22 protein-coding genes and 1 pseudogene are annotated in these 23,956 nt (G+C 69.8%); 16 read left to right on the top strand and 7 right to left on the bottom strand.

The features are described 5' to 3' along the window. Positions 1-63 precede the first annotated feature (63 nt). Positions 64-2,067 (bottom strand): serine/threonine-protein kinase, encoded by a 2,004-nt coding sequence (locus tag FHU34_RS31760; RefSeq protein ID WP_145786293.1) that lies wholly within the window; start codon positions 2,065-2,067, stop codon positions 64-66. Between the two features lie 90 nt (positions 2,068-2,157). Here FHU34_RS31760 and FHU34_RS31755 point away from each other — a divergent pair, with 90 nt between their 5' ends. The 6 genes from FHU34_RS31755 (at position 2,158) to FHU34_RS31730 (ending at position 7,005) form a co-directional block, all read left to right on the top strand. After that, positions 2,158-2,352, top strand: a complete 195-nt coding sequence (locus FHU34_RS31755; RefSeq protein ID WP_145786292.1) for an acyl-CoA carboxylase subunit epsilon — start codon at positions 2,158-2,160, stop codon at positions 2,350-2,352. 89 nt (positions 2,353-2,441) lie between these two features. Beyond that, complete coding sequence (locus FHU34_RS31750) at positions 2,442-2,900, top strand: hypothetical protein (RefSeq protein ID WP_145786291.1); 459 nt, start codon at positions 2,442-2,444, stop codon at positions 2,898-2,900. After that, a complete protein-coding gene (locus tag FHU34_RS31745; protein WP_244312066.1) occupies positions 2,897-4,255 on the top strand; it encodes a hypothetical protein in 1,359 nt (452 codons plus the stop codon). The genes FHU34_RS31750 and FHU34_RS31745 overlap by 4 nt, the downstream gene beginning before the upstream one ends. Positions 4,256-4,266: 11 nt before the next feature. After that, the gene (locus FHU34_RS31740) at positions 4,267-5,421 is read left to right on the top strand and encodes a S8 family serine peptidase (RefSeq protein WP_145786290.1); all 1,155 of its coding nucleotides are present in this window, start codon (positions 4,267-4,269) and stop codon (positions 5,419-5,421) included. Between the two features lie 265 nt (positions 5,422-5,686). After that, complete coding sequence (locus tag FHU34_RS31735; protein WP_145786289.1) at positions 5,687-6,355, top strand: Maf family protein; 669 nt, start codon at positions 5,687-5,689, stop codon at positions 6,353-6,355. Further along, positions 6,352-7,005 (top strand): O-methyltransferase, encoded by a 654-nt coding sequence (locus FHU34_RS31730; protein WP_145786288.1) that lies wholly within the window; start codon positions 6,352-6,354, stop codon positions 7,003-7,005. The genes FHU34_RS31735 and FHU34_RS31730 overlap by 4 nt, the downstream gene beginning before the upstream one ends. Before the next feature lie 121 nt (positions 7,006-7,126). On the opposite strand, the gene FHU34_RS31725 is transcribed toward FHU34_RS31730, so the two are convergent. From FHU34_RS31725 to FHU34_RS31715, 3 genes are all read right to left on the bottom strand, one after another. Continuing rightward, a complete protein-coding gene (locus FHU34_RS31725) occupies positions 7,127-7,882 on the bottom strand; it encodes an ABC transporter permease (protein WP_088986366.1) in 756 nt (251 codons plus the stop codon). A 42-nt stretch (positions 7,883-7,924) separates the two neighbouring features. Beyond that, the gene (locus tag FHU34_RS31720; protein ID WP_145786287.1) at positions 7,925-8,884 is read right to left on the bottom strand and encodes an ATP-binding cassette domain-containing protein; all 960 of its coding nucleotides are present in this window, start codon (positions 8,882-8,884) and stop codon (positions 7,925-7,927) included. A gap of 120 nt (positions 8,885-9,004) precedes the next feature. After that, entirely contained in the window at positions 9,005-9,616 is a 612-nt protein-coding gene (locus FHU34_RS31715) for a PadR family transcriptional regulator (protein ID WP_145786494.1), read from the bottom strand. A gap of 148 nt (positions 9,617-9,764) precedes the next feature. On the opposite strand from FHU34_RS31715, the gene FHU34_RS31710 reads away from it, so the two are divergent. Further along, positions 9,765-11,516, top strand: coding sequence for an acetyl/propionyl/methylcrotonyl-CoA carboxylase subunit alpha (locus FHU34_RS31710; RefSeq protein WP_145786286.1), 1,752 nt, complete (start codon positions 9,765-9,767; stop codon positions 11,514-11,516). A gap of 108 nt (positions 11,517-11,624) precedes the next feature. Beyond that, a complete protein-coding gene (locus FHU34_RS31705; RefSeq protein WP_145786285.1) occupies positions 11,625-13,064 on the top strand; it encodes a GuaB1 family IMP dehydrogenase-related protein in 1,440 nt (479 codons plus the stop codon). A gap of 102 nt (positions 13,065-13,166) precedes the next feature. Here FHU34_RS31705 and FHU34_RS31700 read toward each other — a convergent pair whose 3' ends face one another. Further along, positions 13,167-13,727: a TetR/AcrR family transcriptional regulator gene (locus tag FHU34_RS31700; RefSeq protein ID WP_145786284.1), complete on the bottom strand. Its 561-nt coding sequence runs from the start codon at positions 13,725-13,727 to the stop codon at positions 13,167-13,169. 82 nt (positions 13,728-13,809) lie between these two features. Between FHU34_RS31700 and FHU34_RS31695 the strand changes: the two genes are divergently transcribed. From FHU34_RS31695 to FHU34_RS31680, 4 genes are all read left to right on the top strand, one after another. Further along, positions 13,810-14,256, top strand: a complete 447-nt coding sequence (locus FHU34_RS31695; protein ID WP_145786283.1) for a DoxX family protein — start codon at positions 13,810-13,812, stop codon at positions 14,254-14,256. Between the two features lie 24 nt (positions 14,257-14,280). Beyond that, positions 14,281-14,763 carry a MarR family winged helix-turn-helix transcriptional regulator gene (locus tag FHU34_RS31690; protein WP_145786282.1) on the top strand — a complete coding sequence of 161 codons (483 nt, stop codon included), beginning with the start codon at positions 14,281-14,283 and terminating at the stop codon, positions 14,761-14,763. Next, positions 14,757-16,490, top strand: coding sequence for an ABC transporter ATP-binding protein (locus FHU34_RS31685; protein WP_145786281.1), 1,734 nt, complete (start codon positions 14,757-14,759; stop codon positions 16,488-16,490). The genes FHU34_RS31690 and FHU34_RS31685 overlap by 7 nt, the downstream gene beginning before the upstream one ends. Positions 16,491-16,642: 152 nt before the next feature. After that, positions 16,643-18,568: an ABC transporter ATP-binding protein gene (locus FHU34_RS31680; RefSeq protein WP_244312084.1), complete on the top strand. Its 1,926-nt coding sequence runs from the start codon at positions 16,643-16,645 to the stop codon at positions 18,566-18,568. A 33-nt stretch (positions 18,569-18,601) separates the two neighbouring features. Here FHU34_RS31680 and thrS read toward each other — a convergent pair whose 3' ends face one another. Then, positions 18,602-19,819 carry a threonine--tRNA ligase gene (gene thrS / locus FHU34_RS31675; protein ID WP_145786280.1) on the bottom strand — a complete coding sequence of 406 codons (1,218 nt, stop codon included), beginning with the start codon at positions 19,817-19,819 and terminating at the stop codon, positions 18,602-18,604. A 524-nt stretch (positions 19,820-20,343) separates the two neighbouring features. Here thrS and FHU34_RS31670 point away from each other — a divergent pair. From FHU34_RS31670 to FHU34_RS31655, 4 genes and pseudogenes are all read left to right on the top strand, one after another. Next, complete coding sequence (locus FHU34_RS31670) at positions 20,344-20,964, top strand: DedA family protein (protein WP_145786279.1); 621 nt, start codon at positions 20,344-20,346, stop codon at positions 20,962-20,964. Positions 20,965-21,072: 108 nt separating this feature from the next. Beyond that, positions 21,073-21,378: pseudogene (locus FHU34_RS31665) on the top strand (type II toxin-antitoxin system RelE/ParE family toxin); the annotation flags it as partial. Continuing rightward, positions 21,375-21,707, top strand: a complete 333-nt coding sequence (locus tag FHU34_RS31660) for a helix-turn-helix domain-containing protein (protein WP_145786278.1) — start codon at positions 21,375-21,377, stop codon at positions 21,705-21,707. The pseudogene FHU34_RS31665 and the gene FHU34_RS31660, both read left to right, overlap by 4 nt. Before the next feature lie 105 nt (positions 21,708-21,812). Next, positions 21,813-22,469 carry a DUF998 domain-containing protein gene (locus tag FHU34_RS31655; RefSeq protein ID WP_145786277.1) on the top strand — a complete coding sequence of 219 codons (657 nt, stop codon included), beginning with the start codon at positions 21,813-21,815 and terminating at the stop codon, positions 22,467-22,469. A 32-nt stretch (positions 22,470-22,501) separates the two neighbouring features. Here FHU34_RS31655 and FHU34_RS31650 read toward each other — a convergent pair whose 3' ends face one another. After that, complete coding sequence (locus tag FHU34_RS31650) at positions 22,502-23,905, bottom strand: NAD(P)H-quinone dehydrogenase (protein WP_145786276.1); 1,404 nt, start codon at positions 23,903-23,905, stop codon at positions 22,502-22,504. Positions 23,906-23,956 lie beyond the last annotated feature (51 nt).

Genomic DNA, 23,956 nt, shown 5'->3' with positions numbered 1-23,956 from the left:
CGTGCCTCCCTCCGTCGTCGAAGGTCAATTACCCAGGACGACGGAAGGTCATGCGAATGAGTTTCAGTCCTGACGGTCGGGCACGAAGCCCTTGGCGATCCGGTCGAAGTTCGGCAGGTTGGCCTGCCAGTCCTTCTCGGCGATCTCCCACCGCAGGGCGTACCCCCGGTTGCTGGCCGTCACGAAGCCCCGGTTACGGACGTGGATTCGTTGCCCGTCGCGGGTCTCCAGCCACTCCCAGTCGCCACAGGTCTTCCAGAAGTCACAGCTCTTGATGCCGAGGTTCTGGTAGTTTTTGACGAGCCTCTTGCGGTTTGGCTCCTGCTCCCGCCAGTCCGCGACCGCATCCTTTTTCGGGGTGGGGGTCCACTGCACGAGCAGGATGCCCGGCCCGTTGGACTGGTTGAAGATGACCGTGTTGCCGTTGACCTGGCTGCGCACCCAACCGTCGGGGATCGGCAGGGCGAAGCCGGCCGGGTCCCGGTGCAGCTTCCAGCCCGCCGGCAGCGCGTTCGGGTCGACCGAGGGGGTGGCCGAGGCCGACGGGCTGGGCGCACCGGTGGTGGGCGGCGGTGGCGCGGCAGCGGACGTCGGCGCAGCCCCCGAGGTCGCGGCGGCCCCCGTCGGGTTGGCCTGCGGAGTCTTGTCGTCGTCCTTGGTGAGCATCGGCACGACCACCACGAGGCCGATCAGCAGCAGCGCGACCAGGGCCCCGACCAGCAGGTTGCGTCGGGTGTTGTTCGGCTTCGTGCCATCCGAGAGCGGCACCGCCGCGCGACCGGCCGGACTGACCGGCGGCATGAGCGACGTCGGGGTGGTCGGCTTGCGCTGCTCCGGAGCCACCGGCGGGCCGTCGACAACCGTCGGCTCGTCGTCGACGTTCGTCGTACCGTCGCCGCTCGTGTCGGGCGCGGCCGTGACCTTCGCGGTCGGCTCGGCATCGGACGGTCGGTCGATCGTGGCGGTCGGCTCGGCCGGGGCCGTTGCCGCCGACTCGGCCGGCACGACCGCGGTCGGGTCGGCGACCGCACCGGAAACGACGGCCGTCGGCGTGGCATCGGCGGCGGGGGCCGCGGCGGCACCGGAGGTGGCTGCAGAGGTGGTCGCGGCGGCGGCCGGCGGCGGCGACACCGGCCGGTCGACACTCTCGGCCGGGCGCGGGGCCGGCACCAACGGCGGGCGCGGCTCACGCGGACCGTTCGGCCCCGGCCGGCGTACGCCATCGAGCAGCGAAATCCCGCGCGACCGCTTGCCCCCGGCGCGGCGCAGCAACCGCTCCGCCACCTCGGCGGTGATCCGCTCGTTCGGGTCCTTGCGCAGCAGCCCGTTGAGCACGGCCTTGAGCGGGCCGGCGTTCTTCGGCGGCGGGATCGGCTCGGTGGCCAACGCGGCCAGGGTGCCGATCGCCGACGGCCGGGCGTACGGCGACTTGCCCTCGACCGCCGCGTAGAGCGTCGCGCCCAGCGACCACAGGTCGGCTTCCGGCCCGGCGGTGCCGTCGCGGGCGCGCTCCGGGGAGATGTACGCGGGTGAACCGAGCACCATGCCGGTGCGGGTCACGTTCGGGTCGCCCGGAATCGTGGCGAGGCCGAAATCGGTCAACACCACCCGGCCGTCCTCGCCGAGCAACACGTTGCCCGGCTTGACGTCGCGGTGCATCACGCCCGCCTTGTGCGCGGCGCTGAGCGCACCCAGCACACCGAGGCCGATCTCCACCGTGCGGGCCACCGACACCGGGCCGTCTTCGGCGAGCGTGTCCTGCAACGACTTCGACGCCACGTACTCCATGACGATCCACGGATCGCCGTCGGTGCGCAGCACGTCGAAGATGCGGACGACATTGGCGTGGTTGAGCCGGGCGATGGCCCGGGCCTCCCGCAACGAGCGTTCCCGCATCTCGCGGCGTTCCTCGTCGGTGAGACCGGGCGGCGGCACCAACTCCTTGATCGCGACGTCCCGGTGCAGCACCTCGTCGCGCGCCTTCCACACCCGGCCCATGCCACCCTGGCCGAGCGGCGACAGGAGCCGGTATCGGTCAGCGACAAGTTGGGGAAGCGCGTTCGACATCGCTGAGACGGTACCCGGACCCGCCGACGCTCACACCGCCGGCACGCCACTGTCCGCTTCCCGCAACTTCGCGCCGCGTACCCTGGCGGCATGTCTGCCGAAGAGCCGCTGATCCGGGTCGTCCGCGGTGTCCCCACCGCCGAGGAGTTGGCCGCTCTCGTCGGGGCGATCGTCGTCCGCTCCCGCCCGGCCGTTACCCCCGCCCCGAAGACCGCGTCCGCCTGGGCGCGCAGCGGGCGTCCCCCCGGCCCTGGCGGGTGGCACGCCGCCGGCCTGCCCCGCTGACCCGACCTACCCCGGCGGGGGCTGCCAGGGGCACGCGGAGCCGTTACCCTCACTCAGGGAAGCGGTGCCGTCACACGTAGGGAGGATCCGTGATCCCTGAGGAGGGCCGGCCAGCGCCCTGGTTGCGCGGATACGGCGGCATCGAGGCCGACATCAGCCAGCTCCGCGACTTCGCCGACCGGCTCGCCGCGGAAGTCGAGAGCAATTACGCGCCCCACCTGCCGTACATCGCCGAGGACATGTCCGCGAAACTGCCCAACCCGTGCGACGCCTTCGTCGAGCTGGTCACGTTCCTGCACGCGCACCACGAGACGCAGCAGGCCACCGCCGACATGGTGTACGCCGTCCGGGGCGCCACCGGCCACCTCGCCGCCGCCGCCGATCGAGTCGCCACCCACTACGCCGACAGCGACGCCTTCACCGCCGCCCGGGTGGTCGACGTCCGCCGTGCCCTCGCTGACCCGAGCGCCCTGCTACCCGGCGGGCCGACGCCGATGCTGGCCGACCCGACCAGGCCCGACACCGAAGGGCCGGTGGTCCTACCGTGATCGAACGAGGCACCGGCCGCACCTCCGGCCTCACCGACTGGCAGCTGATGGACGTCAACAGCATGTGGGCCTGCCTACATGACCACGACACCGCCAACCACTGGAAACAGGTCGCCGGCTGGCGCAAGGTCTGCGACCTCGCACAAACCCACCTCGGCCGCCTCCACGAATACCGGCGCGGGCTCGCCGCCGCCTGGCCACCAGAAACCAGCGCCGCCTCCAGCACGTACCTCGCCGAACTCGACGAGCTCATCGACAAGGTCCAGCGCACCCACGACGCCGCCGCCGCGAACTACACCGCGCTGTCCGCCGCCACCCAGGCCATCAGCACCACGCGCGCCGCGCTCCGCAAAATCCACGAGGTGTACGCGACCAAGCTCCAACAGAAGCAGGCGTACGACTCGATGGCCGCCGACCCGAAAGCGGTGATGGGCAACCGGGTGACGACGCCGCCGGTCGCGGACGGGGAACTGGAACAGCTGAACGTGCAGGCCAGAAGCATGATGTTCGGCCTCAGCGGTGAACTCCAACAAGCGCAAGCAACACTCCAAAAACCACCAGCAACCCTTTCTCAGGCCGGCAAGGATATTTCGAGTCCGGATGTTTATGGTGGCGGGGCAGCGCCGATTATCCCGCCAGTGGTGCCAGTGCCTATGGCCAGGAATGAAACTACGGCCACTCCCCCGAAAACGAAAGCAGCCGCTGCACCTCTATCCATCGCGACCGGCCATGGCCCCGTCCTCGGCGGCGCCGGGACAGTGGGAGCCCCGAGCCCTGGTAGCACACTTCCGAGCCCTGCATCAAATTCGAATCACCTCGCATCCCAACCGGGTATTGCGCCACAATATTCGCCGGTACCCAGCACTCCAACATCGAACCAACACAATCGAGGATCCCTAGGTAGGCCGACTTCGAGTAATCCACACGGCCCACTTCGCGGAACCCCGCCAGAGCCACTTCGCCTTGCACCGCCGGGGGGAGTCATCGGCGGCACACCGGGACCATCAATCCGCCAACCGGAAGGCAGCGGCAATCCCTCACGGCGCGTCAATCCAATTGGAGGCGTCATTGGCGGCGGCGGGGCGGGAACAGCTCCCACAGGCGCGGCAGGCTCCCGCCCTTCAGCAGGCAGAGGGGCCTCTGGCGGACATGGCATATCGCCGATCGGTGGAGCACCCGGAATCTGGAACGGCGGGTCGGGCGGGACCGCCCGACCCGCCGGCAATCTCAAGGAATCAAACGACTGGGACCCGGACAACCCCTGGGAGACCAAGCGGGGGGTAAATCCGGTGGTCCTGCCTCCAGAAGAAGATGGCCCGATAGACCCAGGACCAGCAATCGGCATCGGCCGGTGAGGGCACGGGCAATGCGTACAGCCTTCGTTGCTCTGTCATGCATATGCCTCACCCTCCTATACGGAGATCCAACTGCTGCTGGACCGCAGAGCCAACCGCCCGACGAAGGCACTGATCGAATTCGTGCAGACCAGTGGCATCTGGCCACACTCTCCTGCGCTGAGGCAAACAAGATCAGCCAAGGCGAAGGTGTCATTGTCGCAGTCCCAGACACGGGTGTTTCACCCCATCCAGACCTGACAGGAAACCTCCTCCAAGGGATTAACATTGCCGACGGAGGGCGCAGCAATGGCCATGGGGACCAGAACAGCCACGGCACTGGCATGGCGGGCCTCATTGCCGCCCACGGACAAGACAACGACCGAGGGGCCCGAGGCATTGCGCCGAAATCCAAGATCCTACCGATCTTATCGGCCGGAACAAATAACCAAAGCAGCGCAGACAACCTAGGCAAAGCAATTGAATACGCAATATCTTCCGGTGCCAGCGTCATTAGCATTTCGAGTGCAGGCGGCTCTAGCCCTGCCTTGCGTGAAGCGATCAAGTCGGGACTCGCTGCTAATGTCGTAATCGTCGCTGCCGCTGGCAACCGGCCAGCCGACAACCAGGTGGGATACCCCGCATCTGTTGAGGGCGTTATCGCTGTTGGGGGAATCGACCGAGACGGGAATCGTGCAGCTATCTCCGTCACCGGACCGGAGATTGACGTGGTCGCACCCGCGGTCGACATCTACAGCACGAGTCTCGACGGCAAGTACCGCAAGGGCACCGGAACCTCTGACGCGACGGCGATTGTGGCGGGGGCGGCGGCTTTGATCCGGTCCAAGTACCCCTACCTGCCCGCGCGCGAGGTCGCGCACCGGCTCACGGCCACCGCCATCGACAAGGGCCCGCCTGGGCGTGACGACGAGTACGGCTATGGCGTGATTGATCTCGTGGCAGCGCTGACGGCAGACGTACCGCCGCTGGGTTTTGAATCGGTGAGCGCTCCGGCCGGCGCTGCCCCTTCGACGGCGGCGGGCGGCCAGCAGGGTGATGGCGACAGCGGCGCTACGGCACGTGGCCTGGCCACCCTGGGTGTGATTCTGGCTGCCGGGGTCGGATGGGCGGTGGTGGCACGGCGTCGTCGCCGTGGTGATGATCCGCCGCCCAGGATCAGCCGCTGACCAGCGCGAGGGAGCTTTGATCGTCTCGGTTTTCGCGAAACCGGGGTGTCTGGCGGCATCGGATACCGCGTTTTCCGGGCATTGCGAGCCGTCGCCGAGTGGTAGGCCGGGCTGATCGACTCCATGTCCCCGATGTGGCGGTATCCGTCGGGGCTGGATGGGCCGTTATCGGCGATGTGGAGTGGATCAAGGGGGAAGTGGATTATGCATGGGCTGGATCGAGCGCGCCGGACGCCGCGACTGGGTTGCCGGTAACGTCGGGTTCGTGTCTGACTCTCTGCCGCTCCGCCTTGTGCTCGCATCGGCGAGCCCTGCCCGTCGTAAGCTCCTGCAGGCCGCCGGCATTGAGCCGGATGTGCTGGTCAGCGGGGTGGACGAATCTCTGGTGATGGCCGACCGGGCCGAGGAGTTGTGCCTGGAGTTGGCCCGGCTCAAGGCCCAGGCGGTGCTGACCCGGTTGAGCCCGGCCGATGATCAGCGGACGCTGGTGGTCGGTTGCGACTCGGTGTTGGCCTTCGACGGGGAGATCCTCGGTAAGCCGGCGGACCCGGCGGACGCGACCCGGCGTTGGCAGCGGATGCGGGGGCGTAGTGGGGTTCTGCACAGTGGGCACTGCCTGATCGACGTCATCGCCGGGCGGCGCGCGGAGGCGGTGGCCTCGACGACTGTCCACTTCGCGGACATCAGTGACGACGAGGTCGCCACGTACGTGGCCAGTGGCGAGCCGCTGGCCGTGGCGGGCGCGTTCACGATCGACGGGCTGGGCGGGCCGTTCGTGGAGCGGATCGAGGGTGACCCTGGCACGGTGGTCGGGTTGTCGATGCCGCTGCTGCGCCGCCTTCTCGCCGAGCTTGACCTGCGGATCACCGACCTCTGGACGAAGGTCGCGCCGGGCGGCCAAACCGTCGAGCCACTCGGTAACGTCCGGTCATGACCACCAAGTCGATCCCGCTCACCGACGAGCTGCACGCCTATCTTGTCGCGCACGGCTCCCCGCCGGACGAGATCATCCGGGACCTGGCCGACGAGACCCGGTCGGTGTTGCCGGAGCACGCCACGATGCAGGTGGCGCCGGAGCAGGCGGCCTTCCTGACCTTCCTCACCCGCCTTCTCGACGCGCGGCAGGCTGTCGAGGTCGGCACGTTCACCGGGCTCTCGTCGCTGGCGATCGCCCGAGGTCTGCCCGAGGGTGGGCGGTTGACCTGCTTCGACATCTCCGAGGAGTTCACCGGCATCGCCCGGCGCTACTGGGATCGGGCCGGCGTGCAGGACCGGATCGACCTGCGGATCGGCCCGGCCGGGGACCGGCTCCGGGAGCTGCCGCAGGAGCGCTATCTCGATTTCGCGTTCATCGACGCGGACAAGACGGGCTACCCGATCTACTGGGCGGAGTTGGTGCCCCGGATGCGTCCGGGTGGGGTGATCGCGGTCGACAACGTGCTGCGCGGCGGCAGGGTCATCGCGCCGAGGGACGTCAGCGACCGGGCGATCGCCGCGTTCAACGACGAGGTGCTCGCCGACGTGCGGGTGGACCCGGTGATGTTGCCGATCGCGGACGGCCTGACCCTCGCCCGGGTGCGCTGAGCGGCTGATCCACTCGGGTTTCTGGAAGTCGCGGCATCCCACGCGGCAGGACACCCCGACTTCCAGAAAACCGAGTCGATCAAGCCAGGGCCAGCGCCACGGCCACGGCCAGGACCAGACGTCAGCGGACGCTGCGGGCGAACTGTCGTGCGGCCCAGACGACGCCCAGCACGGCGAGCACCGCGGTGATGCTCAGGCCCTGCCAGACCTTGTCGCTGCCCAGGTCGCCGGCGAACAGCGCGCGGGTGCCGTCGACCGCCCAGGAGAACGGGTTCCAGTCGGCGATGCCCTGCAACCAGCCGGGGGCGAACGTCAGCGGCAGCAGGATGCCGGACAGCAGCAGTACGGGCTGCGCCACGGTGTTCATCAGCGGGGCCAGCGCGTCCTCGCTCTTGACCTTGAGTGCCACGCCGTAGGAGACGGCCGAGGTCATGAGGGCGATGAGGGCCAGCATCAGGTACGCCAGCAGGAGGTCACCGAGGAACACCCGCAGGTCGAACAGGAGCGCCAGCAGGGTGATGATGACGGCCTGCACGAGGAGCGACACCACGTCGCGCAGTGAGCGGCCGAGCAGCAGGGCGAGCCGGCTGATCGGGGTGACCCGGGAGCGTTCGATGACCCCGGCTCGCAGTTCGGCGATGAGGCCGAACCCCTGGAAGAGGCCACCGAAGATGGCCAGCAGCACCAGCAGACCGGGTACGAAGATCTTGTAGGCGGCTGCCTGGGTGGGTGCGTTCAGGGCTGGCTTGAGCAGCGGGGCGAAGAGCAGCAGGTACATCACCGGCTGGAACACGCCGACGAAGACCCAGACCGGGTTGCGCAGCAGCAGCTGGGTCTGCCGCTGGAAGATCAGCCACGTGTCACGGGCGAATTTCATGAGTGGTCTCCGAGTGGTCAGGACTCGCGCAGCGAGCGGTGGTCAGGACTCGCGCAGCGAGCGGCCGGTCTTGGTGAGGAAGACGTCGTCCAGGCTGGGCCGGTGCAGCTCGATCGAGCGCAGCTCCAGGCCCGCGTGGTCGAGTCGGCGCAGCACCTGCGGGATGGCGGTGGCGCCCTCGTCGACGTAGAGGCGCAGGCCGCCCTCGTCGACGGTCTCCAGCTTGTTGACGAACGGCTCGCCGTCGAGGGCCTTGGCGGCCCGCTCGGTGGCGGTCAGGTCGAGGCCGACCAGCACCACGTCGCCGGAGATCTCCCGCTTGAGCTCGGCGGGGGTGCCCTCGGCCACGACCTCGCCGTTGTCCATGATCGCGATCCGGTCGCAGAGCGCGTCTGCTTCGTCCAGGTAGTGCGTGGTGATGAAGACGGTCATGCCGTCGCTGCGCAGTCGGCGGATCTCGTCCCACATGTGGGCGCGGCTCTGCGGGTCGAGGCCGGTGGTCGGCTCGTCCAGGAAGACGATCTTCGGCTCGTGGATGATGCCGAGCGCGATCTCGACCCGTCGGCGTTGACCGCCGGAGTAGGTCTTGCACTTGCGGTCGGCGTACTCGGTGAGTTGGAAGGCGTCCAGCGCGCGGACGGCGCGGCGCTGCGCGTCGGCCTTGCTGATGCCGTACATGCGGGCGTGCAGCACCAGTTCCTCGCGTGCGGTGGACTCGTCCCAGGTGCTGCCGCCCTGTGGGACGTAGCCGATGCGGCGGCGCACCTCGGCCGGGTCCTTGCGGAGGTCGGCGCCGGCGATGGTGGCTTCGCCGCCGTCCGGCTCGATCAGCGTGGCGAGCATCCGCAGCGTGGTGGTCTTGCCGGCGCCGTTCGGGCCGAGGAAGCCGAAGATCTCGCCCTCGGCGACTTCGAGGTTGACGCCCCGCACGGCGTCCACGGTCTTCGTCTCTCGACCCGCGCGGGAGCGGAACGACTTCCGCAGCCCCCTGGTCTCGATCATCTCTGCTCCTGGTCGTTCGGGCCGGTCGAGCCGACCGCCGATTGGGACGACGCCGGACGGCGCACTCCCCCGCTGTGCCTCAGCAGGGTAACGCGATATAACTTTTTTAGTCAACGTTGATTATTCCGCGTTGGGTGCGGGCCGCTCCTCACCGTCCCGCCACCCCGGCCAACCATCCGCGTTCTCCAGCTCAGCAGGCAGGTACGACACACCTGACTCGACACGTTCCGCGATTCGCTCGCACCACCCGACCTCCGCCTCTGCCCGGGCGGACCACAGCTCGACCATCCAACTGACATGCACCGGCTTGGCGTTGCGCACCCAGTCCGACTCGAGCGAGGCACGCATCGAGGCGACGTTGGCGCGGAGCAGGTTGGCGCGGTTCCGCAGGGCCGCCGCCGCCTCCGAACGGGGCATCGCCGGCAGGAAGGAGAACGCCGCCGTAAACGGGTCGGGCGGCTCGCTGAGGTTCCACCAGAGGTTGCGCAGCAACGTCTCGAACTCGTCCTCCCCCTTGGCGGTCACCTCGTAGGTGGTCCGCGCCGGACGAGCGCCGACCTGCTCGGTCGCGACGGCGTTGAGCAGCCCTTCCTCGGTGAGTTTGCGCAGCGCGTGGTAGATCGATCCGGGCTGCACGTTGGCCCACTTGTCGGCGCTCCAGCTCAGCAGCTCACGGCGTACGTCGTAGCCGTGCACGGGCTGCATCCACCGCACCAGACCGAGGATCATCATTCGAGTCGCAGACACCTCACAAGCGTAATAGCCAAGTTTGACTAAGTGGGGGTGGCGCAGTGCCGCATCCCACACTGAGCGATCGTTAGGGCCGCCAGGGTGGCCGATACACTCCCCGTCAGTAACCTGCCCGGGAGGAGCCACGAAGGTGCGCAAGGTACTCATCGCCAACCGCGGCGAGATCGCCGTCCGGGTGATCCGTGCGTGCCGCGACGCCGGCCTCGACAGCGTCGCCGTCTACGCGGATTCCGACCGCGACGCCCTGCACGCCACCCTCGCGGACGAGGCGTACGCGCTCGGCGGCGACAGCGCGACCGAGACGTACCTGCGCATCGACAAGCTGCTCGACGTCGCCGCCCGGGCCGGCGCCGACGCCGTACACCCGGGTTATGGCTTTCTTTCCGAGAACGCCGACTTCGCCCAGGCGGTCATCGACGCCGGGCTGACCTGGATCGGCCCCACCCCGCAGGCGATCCGCGACCTTGGCGACAAGGTCACCGCCCGGCACATCGCCCAGCGGGCCGGCGCGCCGCTCGTTCCCGGCACCCCGGACCCGGTGGCCAGCCCGGACGAGGTGATCGCCTTCGCCGTCGACCACGGCCTGCCGGTGGCCATCAAGGCGGCCTTCGGTGGCGGCGGTCGCGGCCTCAAGGTCGCCCGCACGATGGAGGAGATCCCCCAGCTCTTCGAGTCGGCCACCCGGGAGGCGGTCGCGGCGTTCGGCCGGGGCGAGTGCTTCGTCGAGCGCTACCTGGACCAGCCCCGGCACGTCGAGGCGCAGGTCCTCGCCGACCAGCACGGCAACGTGATCGTGGTCGGCACCCGGGACTGCTCGTTGCAACGTCGGCACCAGAAGCTCGTCGAGGAGGCCCCCGCGCCGTTCCTCACCGACGCCCAGCGGGCGCAGATCCACGACAGCGCCAAGGCGATCTGCCGCGAGGCCGGCTACCACGGCGCCGGCACCGTGGAATACCTGGTCGGCGTGGACGGGACGATCTCCTTCCTGGAGGTGAACACCCGACTCCAGGTTGAGCACCCGGTCACCGAGGAGACCGCCGGCATCGACCTGGTCCGCGAGCAGTTCCGGATCGCCGACGGCGAGAAGCTGCGCATCACCGAGGACCCGAAGCCGCGCGGGCACTCCATCGAGTTCCGGATCAACGGCGAGGACCCGGGCCGCAACTTCCTGCCCGCCCCGGGCACTGTCACCGCACTGCGGCTGCCCACCGGCCCGGGCGTGCGGGTCGACACCGGCATCTCCGCCGGCGACGTGATCGGCGGCAACTTCGACTCGCTGCTCGCCAAGGTGATCATCACCGGTGAGACGCGGACCGAGGCCCTGGAACGCGCCCGTCGCGCGCTGGACGAGATGGTCCTCGACGGCATGGCCACCGCTCTGCCGTTCCACCGGCTGGTGGTGCGCGACGAGGCGTTCACTGCCGAGCCGTTCAGCGTGCACACCCGGTGGATCGAGACCGAGTTCCACAACACGGTGCCGCCCTTCACCGCCGCCGCCGGCGCCGCCGAAGCGCAGGCCGAGCGCGACACCGTCGTGGTCGAGGTCGGCGGCAAGCGCCTCGAGGTCAGCCTCCCCGCCGGCTTCGGCGGGAGTACGACCACCGCGGCACCCGCCTCCCGTAAGCCGACTCGGCGCGGTGGCGGTGCGAAGGCCGGCGCCCCGGTCGGTGGAGACGCGCTCACCTCGCCGATGCAGGGCACCATCGTCAAGATCGCGGTCGCCGACGGCGACACGGTGGCCGAGGGCGACCTGGTGGTGGTGCTGGAGGCGATGAAGATGGAACAGCCGTTGCACGCCCACAAGGCGGGCACTGTCAGCGGGCTCGCCGCCGAGGTCGGTGCCGTGATCACCGCCGGCGCCCCGATCTGCACCATCGCCTGACGGTCGGAGGGCCTTCCCGTCCGCTTTGTCGGACGCAGCGCCGTAGGGCGAGGGTGGTTTGCGGCACCGACGTGGGCGATGGCGGCCGGGGGCGGGAATGATGGCCGGGTGCGGTTCCTACACGGCGCGGTTCCCGCGCACGACCTGACCTATACCGACGTCTTCATGGCGCCGGCCCGCTCCGACCTGGGTTCCCGGCTCGACGTCGACCTCTCCACCAGCGACGGCACCGGCACCACCATCCCGCTGGTGGTGTCGAACATGACAGCTGTCGCCGGCCGGCGGATGGCGGAGACGGTGGCCCGCCGGGGCGCGATCGCGGTGATCCCGCAGGACATCCCGATCGAGGTGGTGGCGAACGTCGTCGCCTGGGTCAAGCAACGGCACCTGGTTTACGACACGCCGATCACCCTGGGGCCGACCGAGACCGTCGGCGATGCCATCCACCTGCTGCCCAAGCGCTCGCACGGTGCGGTGATCGTGGTCGACGACGACGGCCGGCCGATGGGCGTGGTCACCGAGGCGGACACCACTGGCGTGGACCGGTTCGCCCAGCTGCGTCACGTGATGTCGACCGAGCTGCACACCGTCCCGGCGGACGCGGACCCGCGTACCGGGTTCGAGAGGCTCTCGGCGGGGCGTCGCCGGCTCGCCCCCGTGGTGGACGCCGACGGTCGACTGGTCGGGGTGCTGACCCGCCAGGGCGCGCTGCGGGCGACCCTCTACACACCGGCGGTGGACGACCGGGGCCGACTGCGCATCGCGGCGGCGGTCGGGATCAACGGTGACGTGACCGGCAAGGCCAGGGCACTGCTGGAGGCGGGAGTGGACACCCTGGTCGTGGACACCGCGCACGGCCACCAGGCACGGATGATCTCCGCCCTCCAGGCGGTCCGCAAGCTGGACCCGGGAGTGCCGGTGGCGGCCGGCAACGTGGTCACCGCCGAGGGGGTACGCGACCTGGTCGAGGCCGGGGCCGACATCATCAAGGTCGGCGTCGGACCGGGCGCGATGTGCACCACCCGGATGATGACCGGCGTGGGCCGACCGCAGTTCTCCGCCGTCCTCGACTGCGCGGCGGCCGCCCGCGAACTGGGCCGGCACGTCTGGGCCGACGGCGGGGTGCGGCACCCACGGGACGTGGCGCTCGCGCTCGCCGCCGGAGCGTCCAACGTGATGATCGGCTCCTGGTTCGCCGGCACCTACGAGTCCCCCGGTGACCTCTACACCGACGCGGACGGCCGGCGGTACAAGGAGAGCTTCGGGATGGCGTCGGCTCGGGCGGTCAGCGCCCGTACCGCCGACGACAGCCCGTACGACCGGGCCCGCAAGGCGGTGTTCGAGGAGGGCATCTCCTCGGCCCGGATGTACCTGGACCCGGCCCGCCCCGGTGTGGAGGACCTGATCGACGAGATCATCGCCGGGGTGCGCAGCGCCTTCACCTACGCCGGCGCACGGGATCTGACCCAGTTCCACGACCGCGCCCTGGTAGGCGTCCAAAGCGCCGCCGGCTTCACCGAAGGAATGCCCCTCCCCACAAGCTGGTAGCCCCCACCACCCACCCCCGTTGATCATGAAGTTATTGCCTCTCGCATCGGCGTGTCGTGGCAATAACTTCATGGTCAACAGGGGAAGGGGTGTGGTTCGCCCTTAGGTTGTCAGGCGGCTCAGGACTTCTCGGGCCGCCTCGCGGGGGTTGTTGCCGACCCGGTCGGGCAGCGCTCCGGCCAGCCAGAGGGTGGCGAAGCCATGGGCGATCGACCAGGCGGAGAGCGCGTCCCGGTCGGTGTCGGCGGGCGCGCCACCGCCGGGTAGGGCGGCCACCCCCGAGCGGAGTGCGGCACCCGCGCGCTCTCGGGCGGCGGTCAGCTCGGCGTCGTCCGCCCGGTGCAGCTCGGGCCGGAACATCACCTCGAAGTACGCGCGGTGCCGGACGGCGAAGTCCACGTACGCGACGCCGGCCTCGAGCAGGTCGTCGCCGGCCTGAACCAACGCCTGAGCCAACAGGTCGAAGCCCTGAGCGGCGAGCGCGGTGAGCAGGCCCGCCTTGTCTCCGAAGTGGTGCGCGGGCGCGGCGTGCGAGACGCCGGCACGACGAGCGAGGTCGCGCAGGCTCAACGCGGTGGGCCCGACCTCCTCGATGGCCTCCAGCGCGGCGGCGAGCAGTGCGCGGCGAAGATCCCCGTGATGGTACGCACGCGATTCGGTCACGCCAGGATCGTATCTTGTCATTGACAAGATGCCACCTTGACTCGCAGTCTTGTCACTGACAAGTTTTCCGAGGAGGATTTCGATGGCACCCCTGATCGCACTGCTCGTCGGCAGCGCCCTGGCCCGCCTCGCCGGCCTGGCCGGCATCTCCGCGCTGGACGGATGGCACCCGGCTCTGCGCGTCGGGCTGGCCCTGATGTTCACGCTGACCGCCGTCGCTCACTTCGTCGGCCGGCGCCGCGCCGACCTGATCGCGATGGTCCCGCCCCGACTGCCCCGACCGGACCTGCTGGTCACCGCCACCGGAGTGCTGGAACTGATCGGCGCGATTGGCCTGCTGGTGCCGGCGACCGCCACGATCGCGGCGGCCGGACTCGCCCTGCTGATGCTCGCGATGTTCCCGGCCAACGTCTCGGCCGCACGCCGAAGGCTGACCCTCGCCGGGCGCCCGGTCACCCCGCTCGCGCAGCGCACCGCGCTGCAACTGGTCTTCGTCGCGGCGGCGGTCGCTATTTCGTTTGGCCCCTGACTATCAGGGAGCTAACCTACTGTCGTGGAACTCGTGACCCTCCAGGACGTGCCTCTCGGACGACTGCTGGTGGTGGCCGGGCACCTGGTCGGGCAGCGGTGGAACCGCTACCTCGCCGAGGAGCACGGCCTCACCCAGGCCGGCATGATCACCCTGATGACGCTCGCCCGACACGGCGAACTGCCCCACCGGCAGGTCGCCGAGAAGGGCTTCGTCCGTCCGGCGACCCTCACCGGCATCGTGGACACACTCGAGCGCGACGGTCTGGTCGAGCGACAGCGCGACGACAGCGACCGGCGCAGCATCCGACTCGCCCTCACGCCCGCCGGCCGGGAGCGGGCCGCTGCGCTCAGCGCGTTGATGCACTCCGGACGCCCGCTCACCTCGGTCGACGCCGACCCGGAGAAGGCCACTGTGATCCGCGAGTTCCTGCTGGAGGTCATCGGCAGCGGGGACGACCCGCGGATGACCGGACGCCTCACCGAACCGAAGGATCCGGCGTGCTGATCCGACTGCTGCGCAACCAACTGCGCACCTACCAACGACCACTGCTGGCGGTGGTGCTGCTCCAGTTCGTGGGCACCATGGCCTCGCTCTACCTGCCAAGCCTCAACGCGGACATCATCGACCAGGGCGTCGCCCTGGGCGACACCGACTACATCGTCCGCACCGGCGGCTGGATGTTGCTGGTCAGCCTGGTCCAGATCGTCTGTTCGATCGCCGCCGTCTATCTCGGCGCACGCGTGGCGATGGGCTTCGGCCGGGACGTCCGCGCCGAGCTGTTCGGGCACGTCAACCGGTTCTCCGCCCGTGAGGTGGCCCGGTTCGGCGCGCCGTCGCTGATCACCCGCAACACCAACGACGTCCAGCAGGTGCAGATGCTCGTGCTGATGAGCTGCACGATGCTGGTCGCCGCACCCATCATGAGCGTCGGTGGCGTCTTCATGGCGCTGCGCGAGGACATCGGCCTGTCCTGGTTGATGCTGGTCAGCGTGCCCGTGCTGGCCATCGCACTCGGCGCGATCATCCGCCGGATGGTGCCGGGCTTCCGGCTGATGCAGACCCGCATCGACACTGTCAACCGGGTGCTGCGTGAGCAGATCACCGGCATCCGGGTGGTCCGTGCCTTCGTCCGCGAGCCGTACGAGACGGACCGCTTCGCCGTCGCCAACGCCGACCTGACCGCCACCGCGCTGCGTACCGGCCGGTTGCTGGCGTTGATCTTCCCGGTGGTCATGCTGGTGCTGAACGTCTCCAGCGTGGCGGTGCTCTGGTTCGGCGCGCAGCGGGTGGACGCCAACGCGATCGAGATCGGCGCGCTGACGGCCTTCCTGGCGTACCTGATGCAGATCCTGATGGCGGTCATGATGGCCACCTTCATGCTGATGATGGTGCCCCGGGCGGCGGTCTGCGCCGAACGCATCGTCGAGGTGCTGGACACCGACTCCTCGGTGGTACCCGCCGCCGCGCCGGTCACCGACCCGCCCACCCGGGCGGAGCTGGAGCTGCGCGGGGTGCGCTTCCAGTACCCGGGAGCGGTCGAGCCAGTGCTGCGCGACATCTCCTTCCGGGCCACCCCGGGCACCACCACGGCGATCATCGGCAGCACCGGCGCCGGCAAGACGACACTGCTGTCACTGATCCCCCGCCTGGTCGACGTCACCGCGGGCGCGGTGCTCGTCGACGGTGTGGACGTGCGGGAGCTGGCACCCGACGAACTGTGGCGACGCATCGGCCTGGTGCCGCAGCGGCCGTACCTGTTCACCGGGACGATCGCGAGCAACCTGCGCTACGGCAACCCGGACGCCACCGACGAGGACCTGTGGGCGGCACTGGAGATGGCCCAGGCACGGGACTTCGTGGCGCAGATGCCCGGCGGGCTGGACGCCCCGATCGCGCAGGGCGGCACCACCGTCTCCGGCGGGCAGCGGCAACGCCTCGCCATCGCCCGCGCCCTGGTCCGGCAACCGGAGATCTACCTGTTCGACGACTCGTTCTCCGCGCTCGACCTCGGCACCGACGCACGGCTGAGGGCGGCGTTGCGGCCGATCACCGCGCAGTCCGCTGTAGTGATCGTGGCCCAACGGGTCTCCACGATCGTCGACGCCGACCAGATCATCGTGCTCGAGAACGGAGGGGTCGTCGGAGTGGGACGACACGCGGAGTTGTTGGAGACCTGCCCGACGTACGCCGAGATCGTCGCCTCGCAGCAGACGGCGGAGGTGGCGGCATGAGCGAGCACGACGAGCCGCGCACCGCGGCCGTACCCAGTCAGAAGCCGGCCGGCGACGGGCGGACACCGGGCGACGCCGCGCAGCAACCCGGCGGCGACGCGCCGACGCCGAAGCGGCTGCCGCCAGGTCGCCCGGGTGGTGGCCCGGGGTGGATGAGCGCCGGAATGCCCGCCGAGAAGTCGATGAACTTCGGGCCGTCGGCCCGGCGGTTGCTCGGCCGGCTGCGCCCGCACCGGCTGCACCTGGCGGCGATCATCACTCTCGCCGTGGTGAGTGTCGGGTTCAGCGTGGCCGGGCCGAAGATCCTCGGCCACGCCACCGACATCATCTTCAGCGGCGTGATCGGTCGGCGACTGGAGGCGGGCACCACCGCCGAGCAGGCGATCGCCGCAGCCCGGGCCAGCGGCAACGAGAGCTTCGCCGACATGCTGGCCCGGATGGACGTGGTGCCCGGGATGGGCATCGACTTCGACGCCCTGAGCCGGGTGCTGCTGTTGGCGCTCGGGCTCTACCTGGCGGCGAGCCTGCTGTCGTGGTGGCAGGGTTGGCTGCTCAACGGGGTGGTCCAGCGCACCGTGCTGCGGCTGCGCGCCGAGGTGGAGGAGAAGCTCAACCGGCTGCCGTTGCCCTACTTCGACAGGCAACCCCGGGGCGAGCTGCTCAGCCGCGTCACCAACGATATCGACAACATCTCCACCAGCCTCCAGCAGACCCTCAGTCAGCTCCTCACCTCCCTGCTGACAGTGGTCGGCGTGCTCGGCGTGATGTTCTGGATCTCGCCGCTGCTGGCCCTGGTGGCGCTGGTCGCGGTGCCCCTGTCGGTGCTGGTAACCCAACGCATCGCGAAGCGCTCGCAGAAGCAGTTCGTCGCACAGTGGACGCACACCGGCGAGTTGAACGGTCAGATCGAGGAGGCGTACACCGGCCACGAGCTGGTGAAGGTCTTCGGTCGGCAGCGCGAGGTGGAGGCCGCGTTCCACGCGAAGAACGAGGAGTTGTTCCGGGCCAGCTTCGGCGCGCAGTTCATTTCCGGGATCATCATGCCGTCGATGATGTTCATCGGAAACCTGAGCTACGTCGCGATCGCCGTGGTCGGTGGCCTGCGGGTCGCCTCCGGCACGATGAGCCTCGGTGACGTGCAGGCGTTCATCCAGTACTCCCGCCAGTTCACCCAGCCGCTCACCCAACTCGCGTCGATGGCCAACCTGCTCCAGTCCGGGGTGGCGTCCGCCGAGCGGGTCTTCGCGGTGCTCGACGCCGACGAGCAGACCCCCGACCCGGTCGAGCCGGCCCGGGTCACCGACCCGCACGGCCGGGTCGAGTTCGATCACGTCTCGTTCTCCTACGAGCCGGACAAGCCGTTGATCGACGACCTGTCGCTGGTCGCCGAGCCGGGGCACACGGTGGCGATCGTCGGCCCGACCGGCGCCGGGAAGACCACACTGGTCAACCTGGTCATGCGGTTCTACGAGCTGGACGCCGGCCGGATCACCCTCGACGGGCTGGACATCACCACGATGCGCCGCGACGACCTGCGCGGACGGATCGGCATGGTGCTCCAGGACACCTGGCTCTTCGGCGGCACCATCCGCGACAACATCGCCTACGGGCGGCCCGACGCGACCGAGGAGGAGATCGTCGCGGCGGCGCGGGCCACCTTCGTGGACCGGTTCGTGCGCAGCCTGCCCGACGGCTACGACACGGTCATCGACGAGGAGGGCAGCAACGTCAGCGCCGGCGAGAAGCAGCTCATCACCATCGCCCGGGCGTTCCTCGCCGAACCGTCGCTGCTCATCCTCGACGAGGCCACCAGCTCGGTGGACACCCGCACCGAGGTGCTGCTCCAACGGGCGATGGCCGCGCTGCGCTCCGACCGGACCAGCTTCGTCATCGCGCACCGGCTCTCCACCATCCGCGACGCCGACCTGATCCTGATGATGGAGGACGGCCGGATCGTCGAGCAGGGCACCCACGAGCAGCTGCTCGCCGCCCACGGCGCGTACCACCGGCTCTACCGTTCCCAGTTCACCGGCGCGGTGGTCGACGAGGAACCCGCCGCCCAACCGGCGTCGGTGTAGAGCATGCGTCCTGGTCCTGGTTCGGCGGGCAGCTCACTCTCGCGGCAACAGGTCGGTCGCGCGGGCGGCGACCTGCCCGCCGATCAGGGCGAGCGCGTCGGCGGCCGGCATCGGGTCCAGGGCCCGGCCACCACGCAGGCGCAGCGCGAGGCGTCCGTCGGCCGCCTCCCGGGCGCCCAACACCCCGAGGTACGGGACGCGGCGGCGGGCCGCGTCCCGGATCCGGGCGCCCAGCGACCCGGCGACGTCGACAGCGACCCGCAGGCCGACGTCGACGGCCTGCCGGGCCAGGTCCGCCGCCGCGTCGACCTGCCCGGCGTCGACCGGCAGCAGGACCAGTTGGACGGGCGCATACCAGGCCGGGAAGGCACCCTCGTGTACCTCGATCAGGTACGCGAACAACCGCTCCATGCTGCCGACCAGACTCCGGTGCACCATGACCGGTCGACGCCGGCTGCCGTCGGAATCGGTGTACGACAGGTCGAACCGCTCGGGTTTGTCGAAGTCGAGTTGGATGGTGGAGATGGTCGACTCCCGACCGGCCGCGTCGACGATCTGAATGTCGATCTTCGGCCCGTAGAACGCTGCCTCACCGGGCGCCTCGACGTACTCCATCCCGGCCAGCGCGGCGCGGAGCAGGTCCTCCGCACGGGCCCACTGCGCGTCGTCACCGACGTACTTCTCGCCCGGCCCGCGCAGCGACAGCCGGAACCCGGCCGGGCGTACGCCCAGCGCGGCGTGCGCCTCCCGGATCAGTCCGAGGATCGCGGCGACCTCCGCACCGACCTGCTCCGGCGCGCAGAAGGTGTGCGCGTCGTTCAGAGAGATGGCGCGTACCCGGGACAGCCCACCGAGCACCCCGGAACGCTCCGAGCGGTACATCCCGCCCAGCTCCGCGACCCGCAGCGGCAACTCCCGGTAGGAGCGTCCACGGGCCCGGAACACCAGCGCGTGATGGGGGCAGAGCGCCGGCCGGAGCACGAACTCGTCGTCGGCGCTCAGCCGCATCGGCGGGAACATGTCGTCGGCGAAGTAGCCGAGATGGCCGGAGAGTTCGAAGAGTTCGCGTTTGCCCAGCGGCGGCGAGTAGACGTGCTGGTGGCCGGAACGACGCTCCAACTCTCGGACGTACTCCTCGACGGCGTGCCGGGCGGCGGCGCCGGCGGGCAGCCAGATCGGCAGACCGGCGCCGGCCAGCGGATCGGAGACGAAGAGGTCCAGCTCACGGCCGAGCCTGCGGTGGTCGATCATGTCGGGCTCCTGGATCGGGTACGACCCGGAGGCGACCTGGACACCGAACGCCGCACGGCCCTCGGGGGCGGATCGCCCCGGGGCCTGGTCGACGGTGGTTACGTCAGAGCGGCGCGCCGGGGACACCCGGCGTCGTGGTCACCACTACCGCACTGCGCATACGACGACGCTATCCGTCGAACGATCGAGGACGCACCTGGATTACGGCGGTCGGGACGCGGACGGGGGCGGGCCGCCGGCGCGGGACCCGCCGGCGGCCCTGGCGGCCCGAATTCGTCAGGAACGGGGGACCCGACGGGCGTGGCCGCGCGGACAACGGTACGCCGACGATCGCCGATCCGCCGACCGCTCCGGCAGGGGTGGGACAGCCACCGAACCCATCACCCGGAACCGGTTCGCCTCGTTGAACCCCGGGTGGCCTGGCCGTGTCGACCGTCACGACGGGCCGGGGTTGTCCACGGTGACGCCGGACACGCCGTCAGGCTCAAGACACCCAATTGGCCGCATCCGGCGAGGTGGCAGGCGTGCCCGAACTACTGACTGACGTCGCTTCGCCGACGTGGGCGTACCTAGTGCTGGTCGCCCTGCTGATCGCGGACGCCTTCGTCCCGGTGATCCCCACTCAGATCGTCATGATCACCAGTGGCGCGCTCACCGTCTACGGCGGGCTCAGCCTGCCGGTCACCATCGCCGTCGGCGCGCTCGGCGTTTTTGTCGGCGACCTGGCCTGCTACCTGCTCGGACGGAGCGCGCCGGATCGGCGGCCACCCCGGCACGCCGAGCTGAGCCGGGCCCGGCGGGTCGCCAGCCGGGTCACCCAGGGGCTCCGGCAACCCGGACCGATGGTCATCCTGCTCTGCCGGTTCGTGCCCGGTGGGCGCATGGCGGCCTGCTTCTCGGCCGGCCGCAGCCGCTACCCGTACCGGCTGTTCATGCTGTACGAGGCGGTCGCCGCCCTGGGTTGGGCCACCTACGGCGCGCTGGTCGGGCATCTCGGCGGCACCGCCCTCACCGAGTCGGCGTGGCGCCTGGCCATCATCGCCACCGCCGCGGCGGTCGGCTTCGCCGCAGCCGGATGGGCGATGACCCTGGTCAGCGCCCGCCACGCCCGCGCCGCCGCCGGCGCGAACATCCCGATCGACTGAGTGTCGCCCAGCGTTCTGGGTATAAGCTGCACTTATATTGGCGGGATGTGGGACGTCAAGCTTCACCCCGAGGTTGAGGAGTAGTTTCTCAACCTCAGCAGGACTGATCCCGCCAGCGCCGACCTCGTCAGCGAGGCCATTGACCTCCTCGCCGAACACGGGCCGGCGCTCGGGCGTCCTCTGGTCGACCGGCTCAAGGGCAGTCTTTTCCACCACATGAAGGAGCTGCGACCTGGATCCGCTGGTGCCACGGAGATCCGCATGATCTTCGCCTTCGATCCACTTCGAGAAGCTGTCTTCTTGGTCGCTGGCGACAAGTCGGGTCAGTGGCAGAGTTGGTACCAGAAGGCCGTCCCGTTGGCGGATGACCGGTTTCAGGAGCACCTCTCCAGCCTGAAGGAAACAGAGAAATGACCGGTGGAGTTGACTGGCGCGACGTCAAGGCGAAGGCCAGGGAGATCGATCCGTCCTGGGAACATCCGGACCGGGTGACTCGACGCGCCCAGCAGCGTGAGCAGATGCTGGCATCGGTGAGTGGCGCACAGCTAGCGGAGATCCGTAAGCAGTTGGGCATGACGCAGGTCCAACTCGCCGAGGCCGCAGGGTTGACCCAGGCCAGGATCAGCCAGATCGAGAACGGTGAGCACACCAGCCTGGAGACACTTCGGGCTTATGTCACCGGACTGGGGGGCCACCTCGACGTCGTCGCCCGCATCGGCAACATCCACCTGAACGTGGCGTGACCGAGCAGAGGCGTAGCTCGTCCGACTGACTAGGGGTGTTCCCGGGGTCCGAACTCGGTGGGCGTCCCGGATTCGGCTCGGGTGCTGTCGGCGACAGGCTGAGGCATGCCTGGAACCCGGAACACCGGCGTGCTGACCCTCGGCGGGATCGCCGTGGCGGCGCTGCTCACCGTGATCGGCCACCTGGAAGTCAACGACGACCTCAGCCCGTGGGCGCTGACCATCAGCGACTTCGCGGTCTCCGACCGGGGCGGGGTCATCGACGTCGCGATGGTGGTGCTCGCGCTCGCCACCGTGGCACTGCTGTACGGACTGCGCCGCACCGGCCCACCGCAGCCCGGTCGCGCGGTCGAGCTGCTGCTCGGCGCGTGGGTGTCCGGCCTGCTGCTGGCCGCGCTGGTGCCGACGAACGAGCCCGGCACCACCATGACCACTGCGGCATACGTGCACCGGTACGCCTCGGTGATCGCCTTCCTCGCCCTGCCGGCGGCTGGCTGGCTGCTCGCCCGTCGACCCGACCTGGCCCCCGCCGCCCGGACGCTACGCGCCCTCGTCGTGCTGAGCCTGGCCCTGGCGGTGGCGATGATCTGGTCCGCCTACCCCGGTGACCGTCTGCTGATCGGCTTGGCCGAACGCCTCCTCATCCTCACCGAGGTGGCGGTGCTGGCAACCGTCGCCCTGATCCAGACCCGGGCCGCCGACCGGGCCACCGGCGTCGATCATGGAGTTGTGGTGCCCCGCAAAAGGGGTGCAACGGCGTGAACCGCCCACCACAAGTCCATGATCGACAACAATTACTCCAGCTCGTGGAGCATGAGCTGGCGGGCCGCTTCGGTGATCGAGCCGGACAGACTCGGGTAGATGGTGATGGTCTGGGCCAACTCGTTGACCGTCAGGTTGTTCTCCACCGCCATGGTGATCGGCAGGATCAGCTCGCTGGCCTTCGGGGCGACCACCACACCGCCGATCACCTGACCGCTGGCCGGCCGGCAGAAGAGCTTCACGAAGCCGTCCGCGAGGTCGTCCATCTTCGCCCGGGCGTTGCCGGACAGCGGCAGCATCACCTGCCGGGCCGGCACCTTGCCCGCGTCCACCTCGTCCTGCGAGACACCCACGGTGGCCAGCTCCGGATCGGTGAAGACGTTCGCCGCGACGGTACGCAGACGCAGCGGACGAACCGCCTCGCCGAGGGCGTGCCACATGGCGATCCGGCCCTGCATGGCGGCGACACTGGCCAGCAGCAGCACCCCCGTGCAGTCACCGGCGGCGTAGATGCCGGGCACGTTGGTCCGGGACGCCCGGTCGACGGTGATGTAGCCGCCCCGGCCCAGTTCCACCCCGTACTCGGCCAGACCCAGGTCGGCGGTGTTCGGGATCGAGCCGACGGTGATCAACGCGTGTGAGCCGGTCACCTTCCGGCCGTCGGAGAGCTCCACCTCGACGCCGTCGGCGGTACGCCGGACCGCGTCGGCCCGGGAGTTGTTGAGGATCTCCATGCCCCGGTTGCGGAACACCCGCTCGATGGCGGACGCGGCGTCGGCATCCTCGTGCGGCATCACCCGGTCCCGGCTGGAGACCAGGGTGACCTGGACCCCCATCGCCAGGTACGCGCTGGCGAACTCCGCGCCGGTCACACCCGAGCCGACCACGATCAGGTGCTCGGGCAGCTCGGGCAGGTCGTACACCTGACGCCAGGTCAGGATGCGCTCACCGTCCGGTACGGCGGTGGGCAGCTGGCGGGGTGTCGAACCGGTCGCGACAAGCACGGTCGAGGCGTCGATGGAGTATTCCCCGCCGCCGTCGGCGGGGGTGACGACGACCCGGTGGGTGTGCCCGAGGGAGTCCTCACCGAGCCGGGCGGTGCCGGCCACGAAGGTGACACCCGCCTTCAGCAGCTTGGCGTGGATGTCCGCGGACTGCGCCAGGGCCAACCGCTTGACCCGCTCGTGCACCGCCCGCGCGTCGACGGTGACCGCCTCCAGGCCGTCCGAGTGCACCCCGAACTCCTCGGTGTCCCGGTAGCCCGTGACCACCCCCGAGCTGGCGATGAAGGTCTTCGACGGTACGCAGTCGGAGAGCACGCAGGCCCCGCCGGCACCGTCCGCCTCCACCACCGTGACATCGGCATCCAGTTGGGCGGCCACCAGGGCCGCCTCGTACCCGGCCGGCCCCCCGCCGATGATCACGATCCGGCTCACAGCGTTCGCCCTTCGTCCATGCTCACAGTGACTTTCTTCTCCTGGGCGCAT

Origin of the sequence: Micromonospora taraxaci, from assembly GCF_007830095.1 — a bacterium.
GTDB classification, from domain to species: Bacteria; Actinomycetota; Actinomycetes; order Mycobacteriales; family Micromonosporaceae; genus Micromonospora; species Micromonospora taraxaci.
The sequence above is the reverse complement of the archived record's forward strand: the minus strand, read 5'-3'. Positions and strand labels throughout refer to the sequence as shown.

Coding starts and splice junctions, on each gene's coding strand:
- FHU34_RS31760 (WP_145786293.1), bottom strand. CDS start 2,067: ATGTCGAACGCGCTTCCCCAACTTGTCGCTGACCGATACCGGCTCCTG.
- FHU34_RS31755 (WP_145786292.1), top strand. CDS start 2,158: ATGTCTGCCGAAGAGCCGCTGATCCGGGTCGTCCGCGGTGTCCCCACC.
- FHU34_RS31740 (WP_145786290.1), top strand. CDS start 4,267: ATGCGTACAGCCTTCGTTGCTCTGTCATGCATATGCCTCACCCTCCTA.
- FHU34_RS31730 (WP_145786288.1), top strand. CDS start 6,352: ATGACCACCAAGTCGATCCCGCTCACCGACGAGCTGCACGCCTATCTT.
- FHU34_RS31725 (WP_088986366.1), bottom strand. CDS start 7,882: ATGAAATTCGCCCGTGACACGTGGCTGATCTTCCAGCGGCAGACCCAG.
- FHU34_RS31720 (WP_145786287.1), bottom strand. CDS start 8,884: ATGATCGAGACCAGGGGGCTGCGGAAGTCGTTCCGCTCCCGCGCGGGT.
- FHU34_RS31715 (WP_145786494.1), bottom strand. CDS start 9,616: ATGATGATCCTCGGTCTGGTGCGGTGGATGCAGCCCGTGCACGGCTAC.
- FHU34_RS31695 (WP_145786283.1), top strand. CDS start 13,810: ATGGCACCCCTGATCGCACTGCTCGTCGGCAGCGCCCTGGCCCGCCTC.
- FHU34_RS31680 (WP_244312084.1), top strand. CDS start 16,643: ATGAGCGCCGGAATGCCCGCCGAGAAGTCGATGAACTTCGGGCCGTCG.
- thrS (WP_145786280.1), bottom strand. CDS start 19,819: ATGATCGACCACCGCAGGCTCGGCCGTGAGCTGGACCTCTTCGTCTCC.
- FHU34_RS31660 (WP_145786278.1), top strand. CDS start 21,375: ATGACCGGTGGAGTTGACTGGCGCGACGTCAAGGCGAAGGCCAGGGAG.
- FHU34_RS31655 (WP_145786277.1), top strand. CDS start 21,813: ATGCCTGGAACCCGGAACACCGGCGTGCTGACCCTCGGCGGGATCGCC.